General features: G+C 41.3%; 25 protein-coding genes and 1 pseudogene. 10 read left to right on the top strand and 16 right to left on the bottom strand.

Translation table 11 applies throughout. From position 1 onward, the window contains the following. Positions 1-36: 36 nt before the first annotated feature. Positions 37-1,116, top strand: a complete 1,080-nt coding sequence (locus HUN01_RS29800; RefSeq protein ID WP_181929195.1) for a GUN4 domain-containing protein — start codon at positions 37-39, stop codon at positions 1,114-1,116. A gap of 60 nt (positions 1,117-1,176) precedes the next feature. Here HUN01_RS29800 and HUN01_RS29795 read toward each other — a convergent pair whose 3' ends face one another. Beyond that, on the bottom strand, positions 1,177-1,338 hold the full coding sequence (locus HUN01_RS29795) for a hypothetical protein (protein ID WP_181929194.1): 162 nt from the start codon (positions 1,336-1,338) through the stop codon (positions 1,177-1,179). 234 nt (positions 1,339-1,572) lie between these two features. Here HUN01_RS29795 and HUN01_RS29790 point away from each other — a divergent pair, with 234 nt between their 5' ends. Continuing rightward, positions 1,573-1,818 (top strand): hypothetical protein, encoded by a 246-nt coding sequence (locus HUN01_RS29790; protein WP_181929193.1) that lies wholly within the window; start codon positions 1,573-1,575, stop codon positions 1,816-1,818. Then, positions 1,815-2,261, top strand: coding sequence for a type II toxin-antitoxin system VapC family toxin (locus HUN01_RS29785; RefSeq protein ID WP_181929192.1), 447 nt, complete (start codon positions 1,815-1,817; stop codon positions 2,259-2,261). The genes HUN01_RS29790 and HUN01_RS29785 overlap by 4 nt, the downstream gene beginning before the upstream one ends. Positions 2,262-2,283: 22 nt before the next feature. Here HUN01_RS29785 and HUN01_RS29780 read toward each other — a convergent pair. Further along, positions 2,284-2,445, bottom strand: a pseudogene (locus HUN01_RS29780) (Uma2 family endonuclease); the annotation flags it as partial. A 114-nt stretch (positions 2,446-2,559) separates the two neighbouring features. Continuing rightward, positions 2,560-3,195 (bottom strand): restriction endonuclease subunit R, encoded by a 636-nt coding sequence (locus HUN01_RS29775; protein ID WP_181929191.1) that lies wholly within the window; start codon positions 3,193-3,195, stop codon positions 2,560-2,562. A gap of 148 nt (positions 3,196-3,343) precedes the next feature. Here HUN01_RS29775 and HUN01_RS29770 point away from each other — a divergent pair, with 148 nt between their 5' ends. Next, positions 3,344-3,565: a type II toxin-antitoxin system HicB family antitoxin gene (locus tag HUN01_RS29770; RefSeq protein WP_181929190.1), complete on the top strand. Its 222-nt coding sequence runs from the start codon at positions 3,344-3,346 to the stop codon at positions 3,563-3,565. Between the two features lie 31 nt (positions 3,566-3,596). On the opposite strand, the gene HUN01_RS29765 is transcribed toward HUN01_RS29770, so the two are convergent. Continuing rightward, positions 3,597-5,105, bottom strand: coding sequence for an ABC transporter permease subunit (locus HUN01_RS29765; protein WP_181929189.1), 1,509 nt, complete (start codon positions 5,103-5,105; stop codon positions 3,597-3,599). 87 nt (positions 5,106-5,192) lie between these two features. On the opposite strand from HUN01_RS29765, the gene HUN01_RS29760 reads away from it, so the two are divergent. Beyond that, positions 5,193-5,957, top strand: coding sequence for an amino acid ABC transporter ATP-binding protein (locus tag HUN01_RS29760; protein WP_181929188.1), 765 nt, complete (start codon positions 5,193-5,195; stop codon positions 5,955-5,957). 78 nt (positions 5,958-6,035) lie between these two features. On the opposite strand, the gene HUN01_RS29755 is transcribed toward HUN01_RS29760, so the two are convergent. Beyond that, the gene (locus tag HUN01_RS29755; RefSeq protein WP_181929187.1) at positions 6,036-6,236 is read right to left on the bottom strand and encodes a hypothetical protein; all 201 of its coding nucleotides are present in this window, start codon (positions 6,234-6,236) and stop codon (positions 6,036-6,038) included. A gap of 309 nt (positions 6,237-6,545) precedes the next feature. Then, a complete protein-coding gene (gene lipB / locus HUN01_RS29750) occupies positions 6,546-7,205 on the bottom strand; it encodes a lipoyl(octanoyl) transferase LipB (protein ID WP_420832754.1) in 660 nt (219 codons plus the stop codon). 631 nt (positions 7,206-7,836) lie between these two features. Here lipB and hpf point away from each other — a divergent pair. Beyond that, complete coding sequence (hpf, locus tag HUN01_RS29745) at positions 7,837-8,481, top strand: ribosome hibernation-promoting factor, HPF/YfiA family (RefSeq protein ID WP_181929186.1); 645 nt, start codon at positions 7,837-7,839, stop codon at positions 8,479-8,481. A gap of 75 nt (positions 8,482-8,556) precedes the next feature. Here hpf and HUN01_RS29740 read toward each other — a convergent pair whose 3' ends face one another. Then, on the bottom strand, positions 8,557-9,015 hold the full coding sequence (locus tag HUN01_RS29740) for a peroxiredoxin (RefSeq protein WP_181929185.1): 459 nt from the start codon (positions 9,013-9,015) through the stop codon (positions 8,557-8,559). A gap of 118 nt (positions 9,016-9,133) precedes the next feature. On the opposite strand from HUN01_RS29740, the gene HUN01_RS29735 reads away from it, so the two are divergent. The 3 genes from HUN01_RS29735 (at position 9,134) to HUN01_RS29725 (ending at position 12,089) form a co-directional block, all read left to right on the top strand. Next, positions 9,134-10,261, top strand: a complete 1,128-nt coding sequence (locus HUN01_RS29735) for an acyltransferase family protein (protein ID WP_181929184.1) — start codon at positions 9,134-9,136, stop codon at positions 10,259-10,261. 290 nt (positions 10,262-10,551) lie between these two features. Beyond that, on the top strand, positions 10,552-11,259 hold the full coding sequence (locus HUN01_RS29730) for a CAP domain-containing protein (protein ID WP_069071309.1): 708 nt from the start codon (positions 10,552-10,554) through the stop codon (positions 11,257-11,259). A 122-nt stretch (positions 11,260-11,381) separates the two neighbouring features. Further along, positions 11,382-12,089 (top strand): hypothetical protein, encoded by a 708-nt coding sequence (locus tag HUN01_RS29725; RefSeq protein WP_181929183.1) that lies wholly within the window; start codon positions 11,382-11,384, stop codon positions 12,087-12,089. Positions 12,090-12,307: 218 nt separating this feature from the next. On the opposite strand, the gene HUN01_RS29720 is transcribed toward HUN01_RS29725, so the two are convergent. From HUN01_RS29720 to HUN01_RS29685, 9 genes are all read right to left on the bottom strand, one after another. Continuing rightward, a complete protein-coding gene (locus HUN01_RS29720; protein ID WP_181929182.1) occupies positions 12,308-13,690 on the bottom strand; it encodes a carotenoid oxygenase family protein in 1,383 nt (460 codons plus the stop codon). A gap of 71 nt (positions 13,691-13,761) precedes the next feature. After that, positions 13,762-14,211, bottom strand: coding sequence for an RpiB/LacA/LacB family sugar-phosphate isomerase (locus tag HUN01_RS29715; protein ID WP_181929181.1), 450 nt, complete (start codon positions 14,209-14,211; stop codon positions 13,762-13,764). A gap of 126 nt (positions 14,212-14,337) precedes the next feature. Beyond that, on the bottom strand, positions 14,338-17,529 hold the full coding sequence (locus tag HUN01_RS29710) for an efflux RND transporter permease subunit (RefSeq protein ID WP_181929180.1): 3,192 nt from the start codon (positions 17,527-17,529) through the stop codon (positions 14,338-14,340). Continuing rightward, positions 17,463-17,618: a histidine kinase gene (locus HUN01_RS29705; RefSeq protein WP_181929179.1), complete on the bottom strand. Its 156-nt coding sequence runs from the start codon at positions 17,616-17,618 to the stop codon at positions 17,463-17,465. The genes HUN01_RS29710 and HUN01_RS29705 overlap by 67 nt, the downstream gene beginning before the upstream one ends. Positions 17,619-17,702: 84 nt before the next feature. Then, positions 17,703-19,310 carry an efflux RND transporter periplasmic adaptor subunit gene (locus HUN01_RS29700; protein WP_181929178.1) on the bottom strand — a complete coding sequence of 536 codons (1,608 nt, stop codon included), beginning with the start codon at positions 19,308-19,310 and terminating at the stop codon, positions 17,703-17,705. A gap of 293 nt (positions 19,311-19,603) precedes the next feature. After that, positions 19,604-19,960, bottom strand: coding sequence for a TetR/AcrR family transcriptional regulator C-terminal domain-containing protein (locus HUN01_RS36440; protein WP_338044511.1), 357 nt, complete (start codon positions 19,958-19,960; stop codon positions 19,604-19,606). Further along, the gene (locus HUN01_RS36435; RefSeq protein WP_338044510.1) at positions 19,939-20,247 is read right to left on the bottom strand and encodes a TetR/AcrR family transcriptional regulator; all 309 of its coding nucleotides are present in this window, start codon (positions 20,245-20,247) and stop codon (positions 19,939-19,941) included. The genes HUN01_RS36440 and HUN01_RS36435 overlap by 22 nt, the downstream gene beginning before the upstream one ends. 439 nt (positions 20,248-20,686) lie before the next feature. Continuing rightward, on the bottom strand, positions 20,687-21,976 hold the full coding sequence (locus tag HUN01_RS29690; protein WP_181929177.1) for a glycosyltransferase family 4 protein: 1,290 nt from the start codon (positions 21,974-21,976) through the stop codon (positions 20,687-20,689). A gap of 562 nt (positions 21,977-22,538) precedes the next feature. After that, positions 22,539-23,117 carry a PEP-CTERM sorting domain-containing protein gene (locus HUN01_RS29685; protein WP_181929176.1) on the bottom strand — a complete coding sequence of 193 codons (579 nt, stop codon included), beginning with the start codon at positions 23,115-23,117 and terminating at the stop codon, positions 22,539-22,541. A 759-nt stretch (positions 23,118-23,876) separates the two neighbouring features. On the opposite strand from HUN01_RS29685, the gene HUN01_RS29680 reads away from it, so the two are divergent. Further along, on the top strand, positions 23,877-26,051 hold the full coding sequence (locus HUN01_RS29680) for a DEAD/DEAH box helicase (protein WP_181929175.1): 2,175 nt from the start codon (positions 23,877-23,879) through the stop codon (positions 26,049-26,051). Positions 26,052-26,133: the final 82 nt, after the last annotated feature.

Genomic DNA, 26,133 nt, shown 5'->3' with positions numbered 1-26,133 from the left:
CTTAAAGCATGATTTATCCTACTCCATAGACCAAAAATGCCAGAGGTATCGTTAAAGCTTTTCTTTTCTTACTCTCACAAAGACGAAACTCTACGGGATGAACTAGCTAAACACCTGGCTATCTTAGAATGGCAGGGTGTGATTTCAAGTTGGTGCGATCGCAGGATACTACCTGGAGAGGAGTGGGATTACCAAATTAACGATAATCTAAACACCGCCGACATCATTCTGTTGCTCATCAGTTCAGATTTTCTTTTTTCTAAATATTGCTGGGATGTCGAAGTTAAAAAGGCAATACAACGTCACCATACTGGAGAGGCTTGTGTTATCCCGGTTATTCTGCGAAGTGTTGATTGGAATGGCGCACCGTTTGGAAAACTTCAAGCTTTGCCTAAGAATGCTGAACCTGTAGTGTCAAGGCATTGGCATAATCAAGATGAAGCCTTCACAGATGTAGCTAAAGGGATTCGGGCGACTGCTGAGAAGCTAAAGAAGGAACGACCACGGGAACAAGAACAAGCAAATCTATTGGGACAACAGACAGCCATTCGCATACTCAAAGAAAAAATCGAGAGGCGGCAACAAAAACCGCAATCTACTCAAACAACCACCGCAAAACTAACACAGGAAACTGATGACCTTTCCTCTGAGAAGAGTGTAGACTATACGCGATTGCGCGATTTACTTAAAGCAGGGAATTGGAAAGAAGCTGATCAAGAAACTCTGGTTGTTATGCTCAAAGCCACTGGCAAAGAACAACAAGGCTGGCTTGATGCTGAATCTATTAATAACTTTCCTTGCACTGACTTACGCACGATTGACCAACTGTGGGTAAAATACAGCAATGGGCACTTTGGGTTTAGTGTGCAAAAGCAGATTTGGGAAAGCGTTGGAAATGACTACCAAAAGTTTGGCGATCGCATTGGATGGCGAAAAGGTATAAAAGACTGGCTATCTTACTCAGACCTGACCTTTACTACAAATTCTCCGCAGGGACATTTGCCTGCTTTTGGGAACTATCCATTTGAGGGACTTAAGAAGACGTTTACTGGGGGGATACGGCTACAGTCGTTCGCGTCTTTTCTCGCGTGGAGACTTGTAAGCTGTAACATATAAGGTTTACAGGAAATTGTGAAGATTCACAAACTAGTAATTTCGCACGAAGTATTGCGGTTTCTACGTTTCCGTTACCTGCTGGGCAGAAAAAAATTCTTCTTGTTGTGCTTGTAGTACAATGCAAGCTTTTTGGGTGTCATAGCAATTAGCAAAGATAAATTTGCTTGCTACTTGTTCTATTTCATGGTTACTTGCTTCCCATTCATCCCAAGGTAGTCTCATTTGTCCTGGATTTTGCGATTACTTTCAAAGTTGACTTTTGACTTTAATCAAAAAGGCGTGCAGTGGTATTCCACTCATTGCTCAAAGCTTGTAAACGTTCGCTTAAAGTCTACGAGAAATTAGCTATGTCTTTTGCTGTATGGCAGAAGCAATAGTCAGTATTATAGTAAAGCAGCATCAGGGCAAGGCGAAAGCCCATCGCATAGACTGACCCAGTGAATTGTATAAATAACTATGAATGTACAACTTGTTAATTCTCTTGTAGAAGTGGTACTAAACCTCTCCCCCGAAGAGCAAAAACTCTTTCAAGAAAAACTTAGTAACAAGAATTTAACGTTACTAGCTCTAGCTAGTAAACCTAAAACATCATCAGAGAGATTATTACTTTGGCAGGAGTGGATAGATACAGCACCAAAAAGTTATGCCAACCTTGATGATGAAGCTTTGCGTCGAGAAAATATCTACGATGATGAAGTATGACCAATTATTTATTAGATACTAATATTCTGTTACGCTCCAGGGATATAGCTTCACCCGATTACAATCTTGTCCATCGCACAATCAGGTATCTAATATCTAATAACCATCGATGTTTTATTACATCTCAAGTTTTAATTGAATTTTGGGTTGTAGCCACTCGTCCTGTAGCTGTAAATGGATTTGGATGGACACCAGAAGAAACCGAACTCTCGTTGCAAATGCTAATAAATCAGTTTGAGTGGCTAGAAGAAACACCAGATATATTTCGCCTTTGGTTTAGCCTCGCTACAACTCATAAAATTTCAGGTAAACGCACCCATGATTTACGCATACAAGCAGTAGTGCTTGCCCATAGCATCAGTCATATTTTGACTCTAAACCCAAAAGACTTTCTAGAAGTTGAAGGAATTACTATTATTCATCCCAATAGCATAAACAGCTAGAGGCTGGGATTTAGTGCGATGGTACTGTTAGTTTTCTAGCTATAAAGCCAACAACATCTTCATGTTCACCAGTTGGTTGAGGCATTTCAATAATCACGCCATCATGTAATTCATATCTTCCGCCTTCGGGCCGCCACGCTGCAAAATCTTCAAAGCTTACTAGTTTAGGTATGGCTTGACTCATAAATTGTTACCTTGGCTTGTAGATTGCCTTAATACTTGGGTCAAACTGTCCTGTTAAGTGCTTTATGTCTGGTTGATTTCATCGTTAATTTACTCAACTTCAGCATCAATGCTTTCAAAGCTGACAAATTGCTTTTAAAACTTGTAGCAACTGACTTGAACGTTCTCTTTCCATTAAATTTAATTCTGGCAATAGGTAATAAATCGGGGGATTTCCTTGTTCGATATAGACAAACTGATAACTTCTACCGTTAGTCGTTAATCCCCAAACTGATTTTTGATTATCTAAATTTTTATAAGAGTATGTAAGTAGCTGAGGTAAACCTGTTGAAATATCAATCTGACTATTTTTAGATTCAATTAACAGTACCCAAAAATATTTTTGAAGTTTTGTATGTTTAGCTTTACTAATAGCTAAAATATCAAATCTTCCTTTAATTCTGATATCTTCATCTTCAACTTCAATATCAGCAATATTTTCCTCCAAAACAATCTCGATCGGATAGCGATAAAAACCAGCTAATCTTAGTAAAGGCGCAACTGCAAGAAACTTTACCTGACCTTCAGAAACTTTACCTGCTATCAGGTAGCGTCGAAAATCATTTCTAATTTGCAGAAGTTCCTGCTGTTCTACTTCCGTGAGAGATTCCAGAGATAAGTAGTTAGAAAATGAGTCACTGTATTCTTCTTGAAAACCGAATAGACGCTGAACTTCTTCTAAAGATAAATTACGAGCATTGAGAATTGTCATATATTTTTGCTTAATTAAAGTGCAACCCAATCAAAATTACCTATATCAAACCTATTTTAACGAAATATTTACCCACCGCAAAATCTGTTCTATCATTATGGATAAGTCTAAGCTAAAAATTAGTAGCTTTCAAAAAAGGTGAAAATATATGGAAAACAACATTAAGCAAGCTTATAACTATACGGTTCTTCTGGAAAAAGAACAAGATGGTGGTTATCACGCTTTTTGTCCTATTCTCAAAGGCTGCCATTCTCAAGGCGATACTTTTGAAGAAGCTATTGAGAATATTACAGAAGCTATTGAATTATATCTTGAAAGTTTAATGGCTGATAATCAACCTATCCCTAAAGAAGATTTAATGGTGCGTTAGCCTGCGGCGTAACACACCCTACTGAAAATTATTATGTATCGTATTTCTTCTGGCTTTTAATGGGATTCATCCACATTTCTAAACGGCTAAATGCCTGTGAAGAAAGTAACGTCAAACATAAATAAACCACCGCTACACCCGCATAAATTTCAAAAGCGCGATAGTTATCAGCGACAATTAACTGTCCTTTGCGGAACAATTCTTCAAACCCAATTACCGCAACTAAGCTAGTATCTTTCAACAAACTGATAAACTCATTACCCAACGGTGGAATCATCCGCCGGAAAGCTTGGGGAAAAATTACATAACTCATAGTTTGCACAGAACTCAAACCTAATGATTCTGCTGCTTCTGATTGTCCTGTTTCAATCGATTGAATCCCAGCACGGACGACTTCGGCAATATATGCAGCGCTATTCAAACTTAAAGCAATTACTCCAGCAGTGAGACGATCAAAAGTAAATGTCAAACCAATTTCTTGCAAAATTGCTGGTAAGCCAAAGTAAATCATAAAAATTTGCACCAGCAAAGGCGTTCCCCGAAAAAAATCTACATACGCCCTCGCTATCCAACGCATAGGTGCGATCCGAGAAAGGCGTGTAATACCAATCAGCGAACCGCCAATTAAACCAAACACTACAGAAAGTATCGTCAATTGCAATGTTACCAATGCACCCTGCAATAAACTTGGCAAAGCCTGCAAAATCACGCTAATTGAAGTAAATATGTTAGATGCGTTAGTGTTAGTTTGATTCTCAAATGGTGATTTCTCTGGTAATGATGGCGGTTCAATTTGAAACCATTTTTGGTAAATTTGGGCATAAGTGCCATTTTTCAACACCCTATCCAAACCATCATTTATCAATGCCAAATTCGGAGAATTTTTAGCCGTAGCAATTCCATAAAACTCTTCTGTCAGTAATTGCTCTACTACTTTAATTCCCTTGAGATTGCCCGTCTTAATAGCATATAAAGTAACAGGTGCATCATTAATTACCGCATCCACATTACCATTGGACAATTCTTGTAGGGCTATAGGTGCTGAATCAAAACTGCGAATTTGCACCCCAGGAACACTTTTAGCCTTTGCAGCCCCAGTTGTGCCAATTTGGACTGCGATTTTTTTATTTTTGAGACTGTCAAAACCAGTAATATCTTGATTGTCTGCACGAATTGCGATCGCTAACCCAGCCTTAAAATAAGGACGGGAAAAAGAAATCGTCTTCGCCCTCTCCTCTGTAATCGTGATCGAACTAAGGGCCGCATCTACCGTTTTGGCTTGCAAAGCTGAGATCATCCCATCAAAAGGCAGACTTTGAAAATCCACTTTAAAGTTAGCTGTAAGTGCGATCGCATTCATCAAATCAATCGAAAAACCTTGCAACTCACCACCTTGTCTTTGAAACTCAAAAGGTGGAAACGTCGGTTCCGTAGCAACCCGCAGAGTTTTCCCTGCGCTAGAGTTCACAGCACAGCTAATCAGTAATAAACAGCTAAAACCTACAACCACACACCAGCGCACAAAACCAAATTTAGCCATATTATTTTCTCTCTTCCTCTGCGCTCTCTGCGCCTCTGCGGTTACTTAAAACCTTACAATCAACTGTAGAGCAGCTTGACATAAGTAATGAACAATACCATCCCCGCCATTATTTTTGACAATATCGAAAAAAACTTTGGTTCCCTAAAAGTCCTCAAAGGAATCACCGGTGAAATCAACCGGGGAGAAGTCGTTGCAGTTATCGGTTCTTCCGGCTGTGGTAAAAGTACTCTACTACGCTGCTTTAATCGGCTAGAAACCATTGACAAAGGGCGTTTAATAATCAATGGTATCAACTTATCCCGACCCACTGTCAAATATAACCAACTGCGGGAACTACGGACACAAGTAGGTATGGTTTTCCAGCAGTTCAACCTGTTTCCTCATCTCAGCGTCCTGGAAAATATGACACTCGCACCGCGTAAAGTCTTAGGTAAAACACCGAAAGAAAGCGCCCAAATAGCGAGATTATATTTAGAAAAAGTTGGCTTATCTGACAAAGCCTCTGCTTATCCCGAACAACTTTCTGGCGGACAAAAGCAACGAGTAGCGATCGCCCGTAGTTTGTGCATGAATCCCCAAATCATGCTATTCGATGAACCCACCAGCGCCCTAGATCCCGAACTTGTCGGCGAAGTTCTGCAAGTGATGCAACAATTAGCCGCAGAAGGGATGACAATGGTGGTTGTCACCCATGAAATGCAGTTTGCCAAAGAAGTAGCCCATCAGGTGATATTTTTAGACAAAGGTATTGTGACAGAACAAGGCCCAGCTTATGAAGTGCTGACTAATCCCCAAAGTGATCGCCTACGTATTTTCCTAAGTCGCCTTCAAATAATTCGTAATTCGTAATTCGTAATTAAAAACTTCCTTGAAACTCCTCACTCACTACTTCCCACTCAGCACTCAGCACTCATCACTCAGCACTAATTAAAGGTATTCGCGTAAGAAATCAAAGGGATCATCTTCCCAACAAGGTTCAGGTATCAGCCAAAATAAACTACCGCTGATGTCAGCTTCAATTTCATCACCGTCATCTCTATCAAATAGTTCTATCAAAGCTGTCCAATCACGTTCTCTCAGAGACGTTAACGATGGGGCATATACCTGGAAATTATTTGAGTAATTCACGCGCAAAGTTGTGCTTTATAGCCGTAAATAGTTAATATAGAATATTTGTAAATAATTATACCAATTTGAAAAAAGAATGCGACAAATAGACCATTTGTAGAGACGCGATGAATCGCGTCTTCACCCAAAAATGTGTTGCAATCATTAATTGAATTGGTATTAGATTTTAGTTTTGACAACCGCAGTGAAATAGTTGTTTTTATACTATTAAATATGAACTACTATCATAAGTGTCTCACAATTTAAATAGGACTGCTATAGTATTTATTACATAATTACAAGCTGAATTTACTCAGACCGGAACAATCCTTAAGGCTGCGACTCTACTAATTCCACTCCAAATACTTCAGCAAAGGACTGCGCTACATAAAAACGGACTTCTTGGCAAGTAATACCTGGAATCCACTCGGCTAAACTGCCTACAGGTTTATCAGAAATACCACAGGGTACAATGCGCTCAAAGCCTGTCATGTCTGGACAAACATTTAATGCAAAGCCGTGCATGGTAATCCAACGGCTAACTTTAATTCCAATCGCCGCAACTTTTCGCCCTTGCAACCAAACACCAGTAAAAGCCGGAATTCTTTCTCCCTGCAACCCATAAACTGCTAATACGCGAATTATGACTTCTTCGAGTTGGCGTAAGTACCAATGGAGGTCTTTACGATAACGTTGCAGATTTAAAATTGGATACCCCACCAGTTGACCGGGACAATGATAAGTAACCTCTCCACCTCGTTCAACTCGCTGCACATCATATTCACCTTTGTCAATATCAAATTTGAGAAAATCTGAGTTGCTTCCTTGTCCCAGAGTATAGACAGGTGGATGTTCTAGTAAAATTAACACGTCATCTAGACTGGGGTCATGGATGCGCTCAGCGAGGAGCGATCGCTGCCATCCATGAGCTTCTAAGTAAGGCATCAATCCTTGGTTATACAGCAAACAACGGTTTATGTGTGGTTCCATACTACGGATTATGCCAAAAATCAACTGTATTAAGGACGAAATATATTTCAAATTGGAAGATTGGAGTCAAAAAATGTCAAGATTTGCAAAGGATTTTAAAGGAAAGTCAAGGGAATATGCATTAGAAAATACAAAGTGCTAGCTTGAATATACAACCTCAATAGGTTTTAGGAGGAATTCTCTGCAATAAGCATCATGCCAAGACGATAAAGACGAATGTACTGGCTGATGACTCTCATAACGTTAGTTTGCATTTCAAACAGAATCAAATTTCCACAAAGACTTGTATTATTGAACAACAGCAAGCAAACATTCAACCAAACACAGAAGGAGCAAATATCAACAGTTCTGTAAGCGTTGTTTTAACACAGAAGACAGTTACAGGAGCTACTGCTCAAATTTCCTCACTAAAGAGTTCTAGGTGAATATCCAATTGGATATCAGCGCAGAGATGAGGAGGTAAATCAAGGGTATAATGAGCAAAAACCCAGACGTAGTAAGCTTAGAGACAGCTTACAAGCAGTACATAGATAAAGTTCACAATTTGTTTTGGCGGAAGTAATAGACCTTACCGCAATTTCTTTTCATACAAAGCAAATTCACACATCAAATATTCAGTGGGAGAGTTTACATGAAGCTTGTCATCCACGGCAAAAATATTGAAATCACCGATGCAATTCGTGAGTATGTACATCAAAAGATTGAGAAAGCAGTTAGTCACTTTCAGAGCATTACAAATGAAGTGGATGTGCATCTTAGCGTCGCCCGTAATCCCCGAATTAATCCAAGACAAGCGGCTGAAGTAACTATTTACGCTAATGGTAGCGTTATCCGTGCCGAGGAAAGTAGCGAAAACCTATACGCCAGCATTGACTTAGTTGCAGATAAAATTGCCCGTCAACTGCGGAAATACAAAGAACGGCGTCAAGATCAGAAAACTAATGCCCTACCAACAGAAGTAGTTGTTGCAGATACGGTAGTCACAGATTTAATTGGCGATCGCACCCCCGAATTGCCTAACGAAGTCGTCCGCACCAAATATTTTTCCATGCCGCCGATGACCCCTACAGAAGCCCTGGAACAACTACAACTCGTGGGACACGACTTTTATATGTTCCGCAATTCTGAAACTGGAGAGATTAATGTAATTTACGAACGCAACCACGGCGGTTATGGTGTGATTCAACCCCGCAATGGTAACGGCCATACCAACGGCAAGAATGGCAAGTCAGCCCACGCGAGTATTGGTATGCCGGAAAAGTCGCATTCTAAATAGGGAATAGGGAATAGGGAATAGGGGAGAAATAACCAATGCCCAATGCCCAATGCCCAATGCCCAATGCCCATTTTCCTATTTTGCAAGCTGTTGCAAAGTTTTCAGCGCTTCCTCAACGTGACCTTTAAAGTTAAACATTGAATCAAACACGTATTGCACAACTCCTTGTTGGTCAATGACGTAAGTAACGCGACCAGGGAACAAGCCAAAGGCAGCTGTTGCGCCATATAGCTTCCGCACTTGGTCGCCTTTATCAGTTAACAGAGTAAAAGGTAGATTGTATTTCGTAGCAAATTTTTGGTGAGATTCGCTAGAGTCGGCACTCACGCCGACAACTTCAGCACCAGCGGTTTTAAACACTTCATATTGATCACGAAAGGCGCATGATTCAGCCGTACATCCAGGTGTGTCGTCTTTGGGGTAAAAATATAGGACAACAGCTTTTTGTCCGCGAAAATCTTGTAGGCTAACTGTTGAGCCATTTTGAGCAGGTAGAGTGAAATTAGGAGCGGTATCTCCAACTTTGATTGCCATAATAAGTGGTGGTAATTACTTAACAAAATTTTACCTTGTATCCAAGTCCATAAATTTTGCTTGATTACTTGCATCAAGCGGAGTAGCTTAGATACTCATCTAACACAAAATTCCGCTTATGCGCCTGACTTCACTGGATGTTTTTCGCGGCATTACCATCGCCGCGATGATTCTCGTCAATATGGCGGGAGTTGCAGATGATGTATATCCTCCCTTAGCCCATGCCGATTGGCACGGTTGCACACCAACTGACTTAGTATTTCCCTTCTTTCTCTTCATTATCGGTGTAGCGATGACTTTCTCACTGTCAAAGTACACCGAAGGCAACAAACCATCCTCAGCTGTTTACTGGCGGATATTACGCCGTGCCGCCATTCTCTTTGCCTTGGGATTGCTGCTAAATGGCTTTTGGAATCAGGGTATTTGGACTTTTGATTTGAGCAGCATCCGCCTTATGGGAGTCTTACAGCGCATCAGCCTTACCTATCTGCTAGCTTCCGTAGCTGTTCTCAACCTACCGCGTAAAGGTCAATGGATACTAGCAGCAGTGTTACTCATCGGCTACTGGGTAACGATGATGTATGTACCAGTGCCAGAATATGGTGCGGGAGTTTTGACGCGGGATGGTAATTTCGGCGCTTATGTTGACCGCCTGATTATTCCCAAAGCACATTTATATAAAGGTGACGGGTTCAACTTTATGGGAGATCCAGAAGGACTTTTCAGTACTATTCCCGCCATAGTAAATGTCCTCGCTGGCTACTTCACTGGTCAATGGATACGCAGCCAACCTGTACAGTCACGCACAAGTATAGGTTTAGGATTATTTGGAGTCGGTTGCTTAATTATTGGTTGGGCGTGGGGGTGGACATTCCCCATCAACAAAAAGCTGTGGACAAGTTCCTATGTGGTCTTTAGCAGCGGTTGGGCGTTACTGTTGCTAGCGGCTTGTTATGAACTGATCGAAGTACGGGTGATGCGTCGCTGGAGTAAGCCTTTTGAAATTATGGGCTTAAATGCGATCGCTCTTTTCGTTGCATCGGTTTTATTGATTAAAATCTTAGTCAGAACCACTATCGGCACTGGCAAAGACGCTCCCAGTACTTACAATTGGATTTACCAGAATTTTTTCGCATCTTGGGCGGGGACGTTGAATGGTTCTCTATTATTTGCCATAGTCACTGTATTTTTATGGTGGGCTGTTGGTGTTCTGATGTATCGGCAACGCTGGTTTCTCAAAGTGTAAATTTGAAAGCAGGCGTCAGAATATAAAAAGATTTTTGTTGTTATTTACGTTTTAGTGTTATCAAGGTTACAACAGGTATTAAGTGATAGATTTGTCACATTTTAGGAACAAAGGCGATCGCAACTTTATCTATATTATTGGCGCATTAATCTGCGCTTTTTTTAGCGAACTCACTTAAGTTCTAATATCGTTTCTAACGGCAGAATAGTCTACAAACTTATCTGTGCGTTGAAAATTCTTATTTCTTCTAATTCACTAAATTAATCCATAGCAAAATTGTGAGGTAATGGATGCGTCGCATAAGATTTTGGCTATTTTTTCCAATTGCTTTGATATTCGGCTGCTCAGATCAACTGTTTCAATCTAATCCATCTGTCGCCAACCCTAACCCAACGGTAGTTCCACAACAAACTAGTCCGACTTTGTTAGCAAAGGCGAGTTACCTTTCACCGTTGGAACAACAAGTAATTATTGAAACAAATAAAGTACGAACAAATCCCAAGGCATATCTCCCGATTCTGGAAAATTATAGAAAGCGATTTGAGGGGAACCGAGTCAAAATTTCTAATAATACCTATTTGCGAACTCAAGAAGGAGTTAAAGCAGTTGATGAAGCGATCGCATTTTTGAAAACAGCGCGTCCTGTAGGAGCGTTGAGTGCATCTAAAGGTATGTCTTTAGGAGCAAAAGACCACGTTAAAGACCAAGGCCCAAAAGGTGCTACAGGTCATAATGGTAGCGATGGTAGCAACCCTTTTACTCGCATCAACCGCTATGGTAAATGGCAAACAACCGCAGGCGAAAATATCAGTTATGGCCCAAGCACTGCTCAAGATATCGTCATGCAATTAATTATTGATGATGGTGTGCGCGATCGCGGTCATCGAAAAAGCATTTTTAACGGCGCTTTTAAAGTCTCCGGTGTTGCTTATGGAACTCACAAATCATATAGAACAATTTGTGTAATTAACTACGCTGGTGGGTATCAGGAAAAATAACTTGAGATGGGGAATGGGAAAGAAGCAGGAAGCATGGAAAAAGGGAGAAGAGTTTCCCCCTCTGCACAATGCCTTATTCCCAATCCAAAATCTAAAATCTAAAATCCAAAATTGTATGTTTTATGTCTAGAGATTTTATTGTTTTTATAGTATTTTTTACTCTTGTAGCTGTTGTTGTAAATGTTTTATATTTTCAATGGGAAACAAAAAAAGAACAACAGAGAAGTGACAAAATAAAACTTATTGCTGCTCAGTTAACAATGAACTTCTTATCAGAAGACAGTAACAACATCATGCAGCATTTACATAATTTTAGACTATTCAAGCAAGGAGGGAGAAAGCTAGTTAAAAATATATTGTCAGAAGAAATAACAAACTTTAAAATATACATATTTGAATATAGATACTCAATATCTAGTGCTAAAACTAGACACGAACATTGGCAAACAGTAGCTTTTTTATATGACGATAATATGCGTCTTCCTAAGTTTTTGTTAAAACCAAAAGGAATTTTAGACCAACTCAGTCATTTTTTAGGATACCAGGATATAAAGTTTGAAAAATATCCCAGATTTTCTGAACAATATCTGTTACGTGGTAGTCATGAGGAAGGCATTCGCCAGATATTTACTGACAATGTAGTTAATTTTTTTGAAGGCAAAATAGGATTTTACCCAGCTATACAAACAACACCATGTCTAGAGGCATCTGACGCCTGCTTGATCTATTACCGTGAAAATGTACGTCTTGAACCAGAACAGATTGAATTGTTCTTACAAGAGGGAATGGAAGTTTTTGATTTATTCCGAGCAAAAGTATCCGACAACTAAAGTATACTGTCCAAATTATTCCAAACTCAAACTGAATAGCTTGGCGATCGCAGGCAATAATTTATTACCCGCTTCAACCAGGATTAACGTTGAGGTTCAAAGGCTCAACGCTGAGGTTCAAAGACGCGATAAATCGCCGTCTCTACAATAATTAGTCCTTTGTAGAGACGGCGATTCATCGCGTCTATTGCTTTAACCGAAAGTATTATCTACCTAACTTATTCCTCTGCAACCCACGCACCATGAAACCCATAAGGCACTCGCTGAGGAATTATTACCCGCGCTACAGGTTCAGCAGTTATATCTTGGGCATTCACCACTACCAATTCGGAAGTATCTGAACCCTCATCATGAACGAAAGTCATAAGCCAACCATCGTCCTCAGCTGTTGCACCAGGACGCGGCGCAAACACAGCTTCACCGCCATAGCGTCCTTCTCCAAATTCATGAGTTTGGGACTTTCCACTGCTGAAGTCGTACTTAATAATACCTTCAAATAAAGGTAGGGGACTGTCTGCCGCTTTATTACTGTAGCCATATCGGGTTTTTCGCCCCAATAGGTTTTCGTTGACGCGAGGAAATTCGGAAGCTACATCATCCAACATTTCTTCACGTACTGTACCCGTGCTGAGGTTAAATCGCCAGCGATGTAAACGGGGGATATTTGCTTCTGGGTCGGGTTGAGAATCATCTAAACCCAAAACAGTAGTAGAAGTCATGCGACAGGCAATCAACACTACTTCGTCTCCATCTTCGTAGGCGTTGAGGGTATGGAAGACGTAGCAAGAGGGACTTTCAAACCAGCGGATATTACTGTTGTCACCGTGACGTGGTAGAATTCCAAAGCGACTAGAGCGATCGCGCTCAAACATCATTATAGGTTCTCCTCGTTGCGCCCTTTCAAGATTAAAAGTCAGCGGCAAATCCATGAAAATCGTGTAGTTTTCAGTGATGGCGAAGTCGTGCATCATCACTCCTATGGGCAATTCGATTGGCACTGTCCGCAACAGTTCGCCTTGGGCTGAGACTACACTATATTGCAGGTACGGTGGCACAAACACAGAGTAGCCAAAGAAGATCATTTCGCCTGTAACTGGGTCTACTTTGGGATGGGCTGTGAAGGCAGAAACTAGCTTCCCATTGTAGCTATACTCACCAATGGTTTCTAATTCAGGCAGCTTGATGGCGTGAGGTTTACCCCCCTCATTTAGCGCCAACATTTGACCGGCGTGCCACACTAAGGCAGTATTGGCAGTATTTTTGTAGCCACCGTGAGGGTTATCCATTTGCGGTGGTTCTAACAACCCACTCCAGATAGCTTTACCCGCTTCTCGTTCTTTTTTCCATCCGGCTGTCTGCACGTAGCGGTTACGATAAGTGGCTATGCCGTTGCTAATTTGCACACCATGCAACATCCCATCGCCATCAAACCAGTGATATTCACCGATGGGTGTCCATTGAGGGTTAGGGCCATTCCGCACAAACATCCCCGATAGTTCAGGTGGTAATTCACCGATAACTGACAATTTGTCGGTGGTGATTTCTTCACGGATTGGAGCGAAGTTGCGATCGAGATAGGGATTGACTGCTATTGTTACCATTGTGCTGAATTAACTGTAAATTTGGGTTTGCCATTATGCTGATTGTGGAATTTTTGCAATCGGTCTACAAATTAAACCTTTTTCTCTAACTGTTTAATTCGTTTGATTTGCAGGAGATTCCACTCATCATCAGAAAAGGGTGTGCTAAACCAGGTATCTAATATTTCTTTAGCGATCGCTTCTGTAGTAGCACGTAAACTTAATACAAGGACATTCGCATGATTCCAGATGCGGGCCCCGCGTGCCGTCTCAGCATCATGGCACAAGGCTGCACGTATCCCAGAAACTTTGTTGGCGGCAATAGATGCGCCAGTACCAGTCCAACAAAAGACAATTCCCTCATCTGCTTTCTGGGTTGCCACTGCCAAAGCAACTTTACTACAACTAAGAGGCCAATCAACTTCAGGATCATTCTCGGCTAGGGAACCGAAGAGTATGACTTCATGCCCACGCTGCTTAAGTTCTTCCAGTACCCTATCGGTAAGGTTGGTGCGTTCATCACTGCCAATAGCGATTTTCATGCATTCCCCTTTGAAATTAGTCTTCCCCATCTCCTCATACTACGATGTTTATAGGAGACAGGGAAGAATTACAAATTACGTTAGCGTAGCGTTAGCGAGTCATCGAGCGTCACTACAAATTACGAATTAATCCTCAGCTTTTGTTGAATATACAGCAGTGTTACCATTCAATGACACTGCTTCTGCTGGTAGTTCTTGACGCCGATTTGGTTTGATAAAACGCTCTGTTGTCGTCTTAATTACAATATACAAAATCGGGACTACAAACAAACTCAAGAAAGTCGCAATTAACATCCCTCCAAATACTGTTGTTCCTAATGATTGACGACTTCCCGCCCCGGCACCTGTGGCAATAGCTAGCGGGAAAATCCCCAATAGTGTAGAAAAGGCAGTCATCAAAATTGGACGTAGACGCTCTTGTGAAGCCTCAATTACTGCTTTGGTAATCGAAAGTCCTTGATCTCGCAATTGGTTAGCGAATTCCACAATCAAAATTGCGTTCTTACTAGCTAAACCAATCAACATTACTAGACCAATTTGACAGTAAACATCATTAGCAAAACCCCGCATTGATTGAGCTATCAGCGCTCCAAAGATAGCTAAGGGAACTGATAACAGAATGATAAAGGGATCAACGTAGTTCTCGTATTGAGCAGCTAGTACCAAAAACACAAAGATTATTCCTAATCCAAATATCAAAGGTGCTAAACCACCAGAGTCTATTTCTTCTAATGCAGTTCCTGACCATTCATAACCATAACCTGCTGGTAAAACTTCTTGAGCAACTTGTTCCATTGCCTTAATCGCGTCTCCAGAACTAGAGCCAGGAGCGGCGGAACCATTAATTTCAATTGAACGGAACAAATTGTAGTGATTTATCGTTTGCGCTCCCACAGTCGAAGTAACTGTGACTAAGTTACTCAAAGGAATCATTTGATTCTTTTGGGAACGAACGTACAGTTTACCAATATCCTTGGGGTTAGAACGAAACTGTTGATCTGCCTGGATATATACGCGGTAATTGCGCTGCTGGAGATTGAAATCATTTACATATTGTGATCCCAAGGCAGTTTGTAATGTACTGAAGACATCATCTATAGAAACTTGCAATGTCTTAGCTTTATTACGGTCTACTTCCACAAGTAATTGTGGTGTATCTGCGGCAAAAGTACTAAATACAGCTTGTAATCCTGGTGTTTGATTGGCTTTACCCAACAACTGACCCATCGACTGCACTAGACTTTCTAAGCCACTGTTACCTCTGCGGTCTTGTAGTTGAAAGACGAACCCGCCAAAGTTACCTAAACCCTGAATTGGCGGTGGATTCACAGGAAAAACCCTGGCTTCTGGAATTGCCAACAACTTCCCTTGCAAGCTGCCAATAATCGCTTGTACTGATTGATTGGGTCTTGAACGTTCTGCCCAAGGTTTTAAAGTTGTAAAGATGATGCCACTATTGGCGGTACTACCACTAAAACCAAATCCTCCCACGGCGAAAGTCCCTAGTACTTCTGGAACTTGCAGGATTTCTTTTTCTACCTGTGCCATGACATCGCTGGTATATTGCAGCGAAACGCCTTGGGGGCCTTGAATAATTGTGAGGAAGTAGCCTTCATCTTCGTCTGGGAGAAAGGCTGTAGGTACTGTGGTGTAGAGCCAAGCAGTCATACCCAAGGAGACAATAAACAACCCAATTACGACGCTTTTAAATCGTGTGAGAAAGGTAAGCGATCGCTCATAGCTTGACCTTACCCATTCTAGAAACCGATTAATCAGGTCAAACAACCAGGCAATCCACCTGGGAGGTCTTTGGTCTTGACGCAGCAGCACCCCACACAAAGAAGGTGTTAAGGTCAAAGCCAAAAAAGTCGAAATCGCAATAGAAAAGGCGATCGTTAGCGCAAATTGCCGATAAAGTGCGCCTGTGGTTCCCGGAAAAAACGCCACTGGCACAAACACCGCCATCAACACTAGTGAAGTGGCAATAACCGCGCCAAATAGTTCCGCCATTGATTCACTAGCGGCTCGGCGAGGATTTATACCTTTATCCTGAATAAAACGGCTGATTTGTTCCACCACGACGATCGCATCGTCTACCACCATCCCCGATGCTAAAGTCAGACCAAACAATGTCAAACTATTAATGGAAAAGTTAAAAACTTTGATGAAGGCAAATGTCCCAATTAGTGCTAAAGGAATAGTTAGCGCAGGAATTAAAGTGGTTCGCCAATCCTGCAAGAACACAAAAATTACAATCACCACCAACACCACCGCCTCAATCAGAGTCTTGATCACTTCTGACAAAGACTCTTCTACAAAGGATGTTGTGTCAAAAGCTACTTGATATCGCATCCCTGGCGGAAAATTCGGAGCCAATCGCGCTATTTCGGCTTTGACTCCTCTAGCTACATCCAAGGCATTACTGCCAGGAACTTGATAAATCCCTAAACCGACAGCATCGTTGCCACGAAATCGTAGAAATGAACTGTAGTTTTCTGCACCCAGTTCGGCTCTACCTACATCTTTGAGCTTAACTAAGGTGCCATCCTCTTGAGTTCTGAGGACAATTTCTTCAAATTCTGATGGTTCTGCTAATCGGCTGACAGCACGTACATCAAGTTGATACCTTTGTCCTTCAGGAGCCGGTTCTTGTCCAATTCTCCCTGCACCGACTTGCAAATTTTGTTCGGATAAAGCATCGGCTACATCTTGAGTCGTTAGTCCGCGACTAGCAAGGCGACTTGGATCTAACCACAGGCGCATTGCATAGCGACGTTCACCAAAAATTCGTGCGTCACTTACACCTTTGACTCTTTTTAAAGCATCCGCTAAATAAAGGTCAGCATAGTTGCTTAAAAATATATTGTCGTACTCTTTATTTTCAGCATATAAACCAATTGCTAAAAGAATGTTGCTTGACTCTTTTGATACCTGCACTCCCGTGCGTTGTACACTCTCTGGTAGTTGTGGTTGAGCAACAGAAACACGATTTTGCACATCCACAGCGGCAATATCTTTGTCTCGTGAAGAATCAAAGGTGGCTGTAATGGTACTAGTACCATCGTTACTGCTGCTAGAAGTGAGATATCTTAGTCCCTCAATCCCGTTAATTTGCCTTTCTAAGATATTTGTCACTCCGCTTTCTACGACTTCTGCACTAGCTCCGCTATAGTTGGAAGTCACACTGATTTGGGTAGGACTAATTTCTGGGAACCTAGCGATCGGCAGTGTAGGAATACTGATTAATCCTATTAGAAGGATAACGATCGCACAGACCGACGCAAAGATTGGCCGCTTAATAAAGAAGTCAACAAACATAGGTTAAAAAATTGGGGATTGGGCATTGGGTATTGGGCATGGGGCATTGGGGATTGGGCATGGGGCATTGGGCATTGGGAATTGGGCATTGGTTATTCTCCTTGTCTCCCTCATCTCCCTCATCTCCCCCTGCTTCCCCTGCTCCCCTACTTCCCTTGCTCTCTCATCTTCAACTAAGGCTTCCGACTACCCACTTGTTCCGGTGCAGGAGTGATGGGAGCGCCATTGGTTAGGTTGAGAATACCGGAAACAACAATTTTGTCCCCAGCTTTTAATCCTTCGATAACTTGATAATTATTCCCCTCAATAACTCCCAATTTCACGGGCTTTTGTTGAGCTACTAGGTTAGGTGCTCCAGCTTTGGGCTTTTCTGCCGGTGCTTCAGCTTTAGGCTTTTCCTGCGGCGCTTCAGCCACAAACACAAAAGTCTCTCCACCCAAGCGAGATACTGCTGTAACTGGAATTAAGATTCCCGGACGTTCATTCCAGATGACTTTGGTTTGCACTGTCTGGCGATTGACTAGTTGATTTCTGGAATTACCAAAGTTGGCTTTAGCCAAAACTGTCTGCGAATCTGAACTAGCATCTGGAGAGATAAAACTCACTTTACCAGTAGCGATGGGTTTGCCTTGGGTGTCCAGCATTTGCACAGGTAATCCCAAGCGTAACTTTTTGGATTCGGCTAAGGGAACGGAAATATTCAGTTCTAGAGAGTCATTTCTAGTTAGTGTAGTTAGTTGATCTGCTTGTTGCACATAATCTCCCACCTTTGCTGGAATATCACCAACAATACCGGTGAAAGGTGCAAGGACTTTTGTGTATTGCAGTTGAACTTGGGCAGATTTGACTTGGGCTGCTGCTTGAGTTACTTGCGATCGCGCTTGGGCAATTTCTTCTGGGCGAGAACCATTTTCTAGTTGCCTTAAGTTTTGTCTCTGTTGTTCCAAAGCACCAGCTAGCTCATTGATACTAGAATTTCTACTTTGGCGGAGTTGGTCTAGGCGTTTCTGGGCTACAACCAGGGCAGCTTCAGCACTTTGCTGTTCTTTGACATATCCTTCTAAGACATCTTGGGAAACTGCACCCTCTTTTCTTAATTGTGCGTATCGCTTGGCTCGTGACTGTGCTAGTTCCACATCAGATTTAGCTGACTGAATTTGAGCTTCAGCCTGAGCAATTTCTTCTGGTTGCGATCCCGATTGGGCATCTCGAAAGCGAGCTTGGGCTTGGGTTAACTGCGCTCTCGCTTGGGCAACTTCTTCTTGTCGCGTACCCGCTTGGAGTTCAGCAAGCCTTGCTTGGGCTTGTTCTAGTCCGGCTTTTGCTTGTAATAATTGAGCTTGGACATTATCACTTTCTAGGCTAATAATGACTTGCCCTTGTTGAACACGGTTGCCCTCTTGAATGAAAATCTGGGTAACTCGTCCGTCAACCTGTGGTCTGATGATTACCGAACGTGGAGCCTCTAAGGAGCCAATAAACTCCGAACTTTCCTGCACGGTTTCAGTTTCAACAGTTGCTAGCTTGACGGGAATTGCCATCGGTTGACCAGCTGCGGCCCCAGCCGGTGCATCGCTAGCGCTACTAGTTTGCCACCAGCGCCAACCAAAACCAACACCTGCAACTAACAAAACAATTCCCAAAATTAGGGGCCAACGACGTTTTTGCGGTGGCTTAGGCGATCGCTCCAACAATGGTTGTGATTCTTGATTAGAATCATTAACAGCAGGCTGTTCTATTTCAACGGGCAGGTGAGAATCAGGGAACTCAGAATGGGACATCTTCGGTTTCTCGTCTTATAGATTTAGACTTGGGCAATCTACTCTTCGCTAAAAAAGCATTGTTTGAATAGTTTTTTAGCCCTTGTTTTTTGATGTTGGTGCCAAATCAAATATATATTTGGGTATTTGGGCGATCGCTCACTATGTCTAGCACCTCAAACAAAAAAATATCGTTTATCACTTTATAGTTAATTTGTAAATTACTTAACTCCTGTCAATTTTTTAAAGTGTAATTTATAAAACTTTTTTAGTCAGTGTAAAATCAGAGCCTTAACTCTAAGAGAAAACACGATTTATCTTGTTGCAGGTGAATCAACTGAACCTCCAGCCTCTTTCAATGGCAAAGTGCTAATACCACGCACAAATAAATTGACACAAGTTTCTATGTAACATTGACGACTGTAATCTAATGTGTTGGGGATATCGCTAGAATGCAGCATACCGTGAAGCAACATACCCGTGAAACTATCTACAGATGCTTTCAAATCTATATCTGAGGACACTGTGCCCTTCGGTTGACTGTTTTGCAAATACACAACCAGCTTTTCGCGCATCGATTTGTTAGCTTCGTATAACATCAGACTGGCTGCTTGGGGGTGTCGCTTCGCTTCTCCAATCAATGTCCGAATCAGGTCTTCATGCTCCTCCATTGGTTGCAAAGCTTTGCATAATTCTTGAGGTCAATGTACAGGTTTTGAGTCCAGTCCTTGTGATCAGCTAAGGTTTGGGATTGTGAAGCGATCGCTTCGGTAATTACAGCAGCTAGTAGTTGCTCTTTGCTCTGGAAATGACGAAATAAAGTTACCTCGTTGACCGCAGCAACACGAGCAATTTCTCGCGTTGTAGCTCCTGTTAAACCTGCCGTTGCAAACACTTTAGTTACCGCCTTGATCAAGCGTGCACGAGTTTGTGCCGTCCTTGATGCTAAGTTTTCCATGAGGGTTTGCAAGCGCTTGCTTGCATTATAACCACATAAAAGACGAGATTGGTATAAGTTACAGATGAGTTTATCGGTCTTTATTCATAGTGAATAGTGATCTTAGGGAAGAAAAGCATACGGAGCGATGCCTTCTGAGGCTTGTCTGCGACACGCTGCGCGTAGCTTGCTTCGACCTAGGGGTAGACCTATGCTGATTAATCCAGCTCTATTAATCAAGGTTACGAGTTTCATCAAGTTATCCTCACTAAGAACGACATGCAATCAATCAGTGTTCTCTAGAGTCCTATTTTTCAGCAGTCTCAACTTCCTACACTTAGGTCACCCGATCGGTTGATTTTTAACTCACCCGAATGGGTGATTTAATTTATCCCAATCAGGGTTTTGTCTGTGCAGTCGCCTGGTGTTCGCTAATTAAGTGAGCAGACCTCAACAGCCTTCAACCATCTACAACTGATTCCTTAGAATCCAAATCCGGTAATATCCTCAGAGTAGACTTTCGGTTAGTAACAATATAAGAAAGCAGCCCTTCATATCGGTCAAGTGCTTGCTCCAAGGAATAGTTTTCTTCGGCAAACTGTCTTCCTCTATTACCAAGCCTTGCCCCTAGAGCAGGATTAGTATATAAATCATGCACCGCAGCAGCCATTGCATCGGGTGATTCTGGCTCAACAATTATCCCACCACCACTGAGTTGGATTGCTTTCGCAGCAGTACCAGTAGCAGGAACAGAACCCACAATCGGGCGACCACTCGCCAACAGCAGTGGTATTTTTGAAGGCATATTGAACGAAATCACATTATGCTTTTGCACAATCAGCCCTACATCAGATGCTGCTAGCATTTCAGGAAGTGTTTCTCGTGGCTGTAACGGTAGCAGCAAAACATTATCTGCTCCATTTAAAAGACAATATTCCTGCAACCTTTGCAATGCTCTTGATTCGCCAACGATCACAAAGACAATATCCTTGATATGACGCAAACAAACGGCTGCTTCTATTACTGTTTCTAAACCTTGTGTTAGAGCAATGTTGCCCGAATAAAGTACAACAAATTTCCCATTGAGTTGATGGCTAGATATCCAAGAGTTGTGCTGTTTCGGTAAAGGGCGAATGAAATTTACATTCACCCAGTTGGGAATACAAACGATTTTATTAACAGGTACTCCCTTATTCACTAAATTGTCACGAAACCCATCAGCGATTACACTAATAGTGTGTGCAGTCCGATATGCAAACTTCTCTAGGGTTGCAAGACTTCGGATCATCCACTTGTTTTTTAATAGTCCGATACGTACCGCAGCTTCTGGTAAAATGTCTTGCACATTCAGAACTACCGGGCAGTTGTATAACCAACCAAATATAGTTACTGGTAACGTACCGAATAGAGGCGGAACTGTTAAGATAATCACATCGGGGCGTCCGCCTTTAAAGACTTGGGGTAAGCTCGTAAAAACAAAACTCAACTCCAGCAACAGCCGATCTATGAGGTTAGGTTTAGACTTAATTCGCAAGTAACTTCGCGCAATTGTGACGCCATTTTTTTGCTCAGTAACATACCACTTACCCCGATATCCATCGTAAATTTCGCGCTGAGGATAGTTGGGCATTCCCGTAATCACTCGCACTTCATGACCTCGCTTTACTAGTCCTTCTGCCAATTCAGTCATTAATGGAGCAATTCCAATCGGCTCTGGATGATAGTTGTAGGAATAGATCAGAATGTGCATGAGCTATTTGTGAATTTTGTAAAGACAGCTTGAGATCAGCGGACTTATTGCTAATTTCAGTAATGGCTGCCACTTTTATTACTCAATTTAAGTTTAAAGATTTTTTGATTAAGATTGAATTAAGCCCTGTTTATAAAATTTCTGAATAATTTTAATTTTAAAAGATAATTTTTGTATTGCATCAAAGACTTAAAAATTAAAATATCAGATTGTGTAAACACTTTAGGCTCTTTATAAACACAGACTTTAGATTTTGGTGATGATCACAATAGTTGATTTGCTAGCTCCTGAATAATGCATAATGTCTAAATTTAAACTTCGGGGATTGTAGCATTATATTCAAGCTTGTGCATATAACCCTCATACCGCCCTTTCAACTGGCACATGAAGTATTTTTAACCAAGTCATTAGTGATTGCTCGAATACTTGTTGACATAAGTATTCGAGCGATCGCGAACTGATAAGGCTGGATAATTGACTCACCAACTCACTTAAGCATTGGAGCTAGAATAGAGATTCATTAAACTAAAATTGGCAACCTCTAACTAGGAAGCCCTACTTTCTAGCAAGAGGCTTGCTTTTTCTTCAGAGTTGAGCCTACACCCAATATCCCAAATGCCAGTAAACCCAACATAGAAGCAGGTTCAGGGACTTTGGATACCTGAATAGAACCAGAATTTTGATCTAATGTTATAAATGCTGTCTGTTGATCGATATCTTGACGTAAGGACAAAGAATCACCAACGGTTCCCTGGAAGAAATATTCTCCGATTACACCTGTCCCTCCTGCTACATCAAAGGGGCCAAACAAGGTATGAGTGGAAGTATCAAAGTTGAAAGCGAAGAAATTAGATTCTGAGACTCCACCAGCAACGGTGTTATAAGTTCCAAGCAGATTATTAGATGGATCTAAGAAAGAGACATTCAAGGATTGTAAAAAATTGGTCGCTCCACTACCACTTTCTGAAATAATTGTAGGTGCTGTAGTCTCGTCGTAGCTGAATGAACCTATTGCTGAATAACCAGCATTACCTAGCCAGTTGAAGTTTAAATCAATAGCTTGGGCTGGATTGTTAGCACTAGCTGCGATCGCAACACTAGCTGCTGTGGTAACAGCGATTTTGGCGAAAATATTTTTCATTGTCATAACTCCAAAATTGAGTGACATGATGCATTGATATATGCATCACACAACACTAAGCTTAAGATAGAAATATGTATACGTAAATACCGCATAAAACTACGCCAGCAAATGTAATAAATCAATAAAGAGAAACACTTTTTTTGTGAAGTTTTACATAAAATCTCAAGTTTGTAGCGATGTCTTACGACAAGCCGCTCCGCATCTACGCTCGTTTATATGTAATATACTCTAACCTCTTCCCTAAAAAGCTATATCTATCAAGCGTTACGGGATGATTTTAAGTATTTTCCCTGTTTGTAAACATGCAGTCAATTCATTACCTGTTACTAATTACCTAGGACTTACGCACTGTACAACTTAATCATCGTATGAATATACGAGAATGGGTCGTTTCAGCCTTTTATTAATCGTTCTTCGATGGTCAGATGTAGGGGTAAAGCACATTGCTCATGCGTGTCAACTTAAGCCAAAAATAGCGTACTGATTAGGTGTTGTTCACCCGCCAGGGAATATAATTCCCTGACTAATTGCTCAAGTCTACTGAAGTAGACTGAAAATTTTTGCGCTATGAAGTCCTCTTCAGAGGACTTTAGCTATGAGACAGGGATTTACAATCCCTGGCGGACATGAAGTTTCGCGTTAAGTTGACACCAATGAGCAATGTGCTTTACCCCTACGACAGACGTGCTTTTTCAAAGAATTCATATTTGGTATTTTCTGTCAATGCGTAAATCATATTACCTATAAAAAATAAATATGAGCGATGCTTTTAGCCGACTCGCACCCTTCATCCAAGAATATATTTATCATCACCAGTGGACTGAATTACGGCCAGTTCAAATTGCCGCTTGTCAAGTCATATTTGATACTGATGCTCACTTGCTAGTTACTGCTGGAACTGCTGCTGGCAAAACAGAAGCAGCCTTTCTGCCAGTTTTGACTCTATTACATGCCAACCCGGCTGCAACCATAGGGGCATTGTATATTAGTCCAATCAAAGCTTTAATTAATGATCAATTTGAGCGTCTCAACGACTTACTCAAAGAAGCAGATATTCCCGTTTGGCACTGGCACGGTGATGTTTCGCAAACTCGAAAAAACAAGCTTTTAAAGAATCCTCAAGGCATTCTCCAAATTACACCAGAATCTTTAGAAAGTTTATTAATCAATAAAAATAACGACCTACTTCGCTTATTTGGTGATTTAAAGTTTGTCATCATTGATGAAATTCATGCCTTTATGGGTTCAGAACGCGGTTGTCAAATTATTTGCCAATTACAACGTTTAGCAAAGTTGACGCAAAAACAACCGCGCCGTATTGGTTTGTCAGCAACTCTTGGTGATTACTCAATAGCTGAAGAGTGGTTGCGTTCAGGAACAGACAAGCCAGTTATTACACCGAAAATCGACAGCATAAAACGCCAAATAAAACTAGCTGTAGAACATTTTTATATGACTGATGAAGTAGATGAATCAGAGGCGACAGATGATGAACAATATATTTTCAACCTTAGCAAGTCTCGCAAATGCCTAATATTTGCTAATAATCGCACACGTACCGAATCTGTAATTGCATCTTTACGAAAAATTGCCACAGAACAAGGACTACCGGATATATATCATGTGCATCATGGGAGTATATCTTCTAGCTTGCGGCAATCTGCTGAAAATGCAATGCGTGAATCCAACAATCCAGCTGTTACCGCTGCCACTCTGACTCTAGAATTAGGCATAGATATCGGTCATTTAGAGCGAGTTATTCAGTTAGAATCGCCTCTCTCTGTAGCTAGTTTTTTACAACGCTTGGGACGCAGTGGTAGAAGAGGTGAAGCTGCTGATATGCGCTTTGTCTGCGTTGAAAATCAGCCATTAGCAGAAGCTTCTCTACCAGAGCAAATCCCTTGGCAACTTTTGCAGTGTATCGCTATTATTCAACTTTATTTAGAGGAGCAATGGATTGAACCAATCAAACCAATTAAATATCCTTTGAGTTTGCTTTATCACCAGACAATGAGTATTTTAACAGCAACAGGTGAAATTTCAGCTAATGCTTTAGCTAAACAAATTTTTAGTCTGCCGCCCTTTGCTGCTATTTTAAAAGAAGATTTCCAACTATTGCTACGCTATTTAATTGATATTGGTCATATTCAGCATACCGAACAAGGTAAATTAATCCTGGGTTTGGCAGGAGAAAAGGTGGTGAGAAAATTTCAGTTTTATGCTGTCTTTGCTGAACAGCAAGAATATATTGTTAAGCAAGGTGCAACAGAAATTGGCAGTATCGTCACGCCGATTCCGGTTGGCAATCAATTTGCTTTAGCTGGGAGAACTTGGGAAGTTTTAGAAGTTGACTTTAAAAAGAAAGCTATTTTTGTTAAACAAGCCGAAGGTAAAGCAAGTATTTACTGGCGTGGTGGTAGTGGTACTATTCATACCAAAGTTTTGCAAAGGATGCAGCAAGTTTTATTAGAAAATTTTGAGTATAGTTACTTGCAAAAAAATGCCTTGCAACGATTACGTCAAGTTCGCCAGTTGGCGCAGCAGGTTGGATTAGATAAACAGAATATTTTGCAACTGGAAAAAGGTAAATGTTGCATTTTTCCTTGGATGGGTACGGTTGCTTATCGCACCTTAGAAAGATTAATCAATTCCTACTGCCGGGAATCCTTGGAAATTACAAGTATTGGCGGAGTAAATCCCTATTATTTGACAATTAAATTAGGCAAGAATAAATTTAAACATCTTTACAATGAAATTGCTTCATTGTGTGAACAAAGAATTACCTCAGAAGATTTAGTCAGTACTTCAGAAGCACCAGAACTTCAAAAATATGATGGTTTTATTCCTCATCCACTTTTACGGAAAGCTTTTGCTCACGATTATTTGGATATGAGAGAACTCAAACAGCAGGTGGCATTGTGGAGAGAATAAGCTCTCCGTGTCTTTGCATCCTCGGTACCCCTTCCATACGGGATGCTTCGCGCAGCGTCTCCGTGATTTGTTGAAAACCCCA

The sequence above is a fragment of the Nostoc edaphicum CCNP1411 genome, from assembly GCF_014023275.1.
Lineage (GTDB): Bacteria > Cyanobacteriota > Cyanobacteriia > Cyanobacteriales > Nostocaceae > Nostoc > Nostoc edaphicum_A.
The sequence above is the reverse complement of the archived record's forward strand: the minus strand, read 5'-3'. Positions and strand labels throughout refer to the sequence as shown.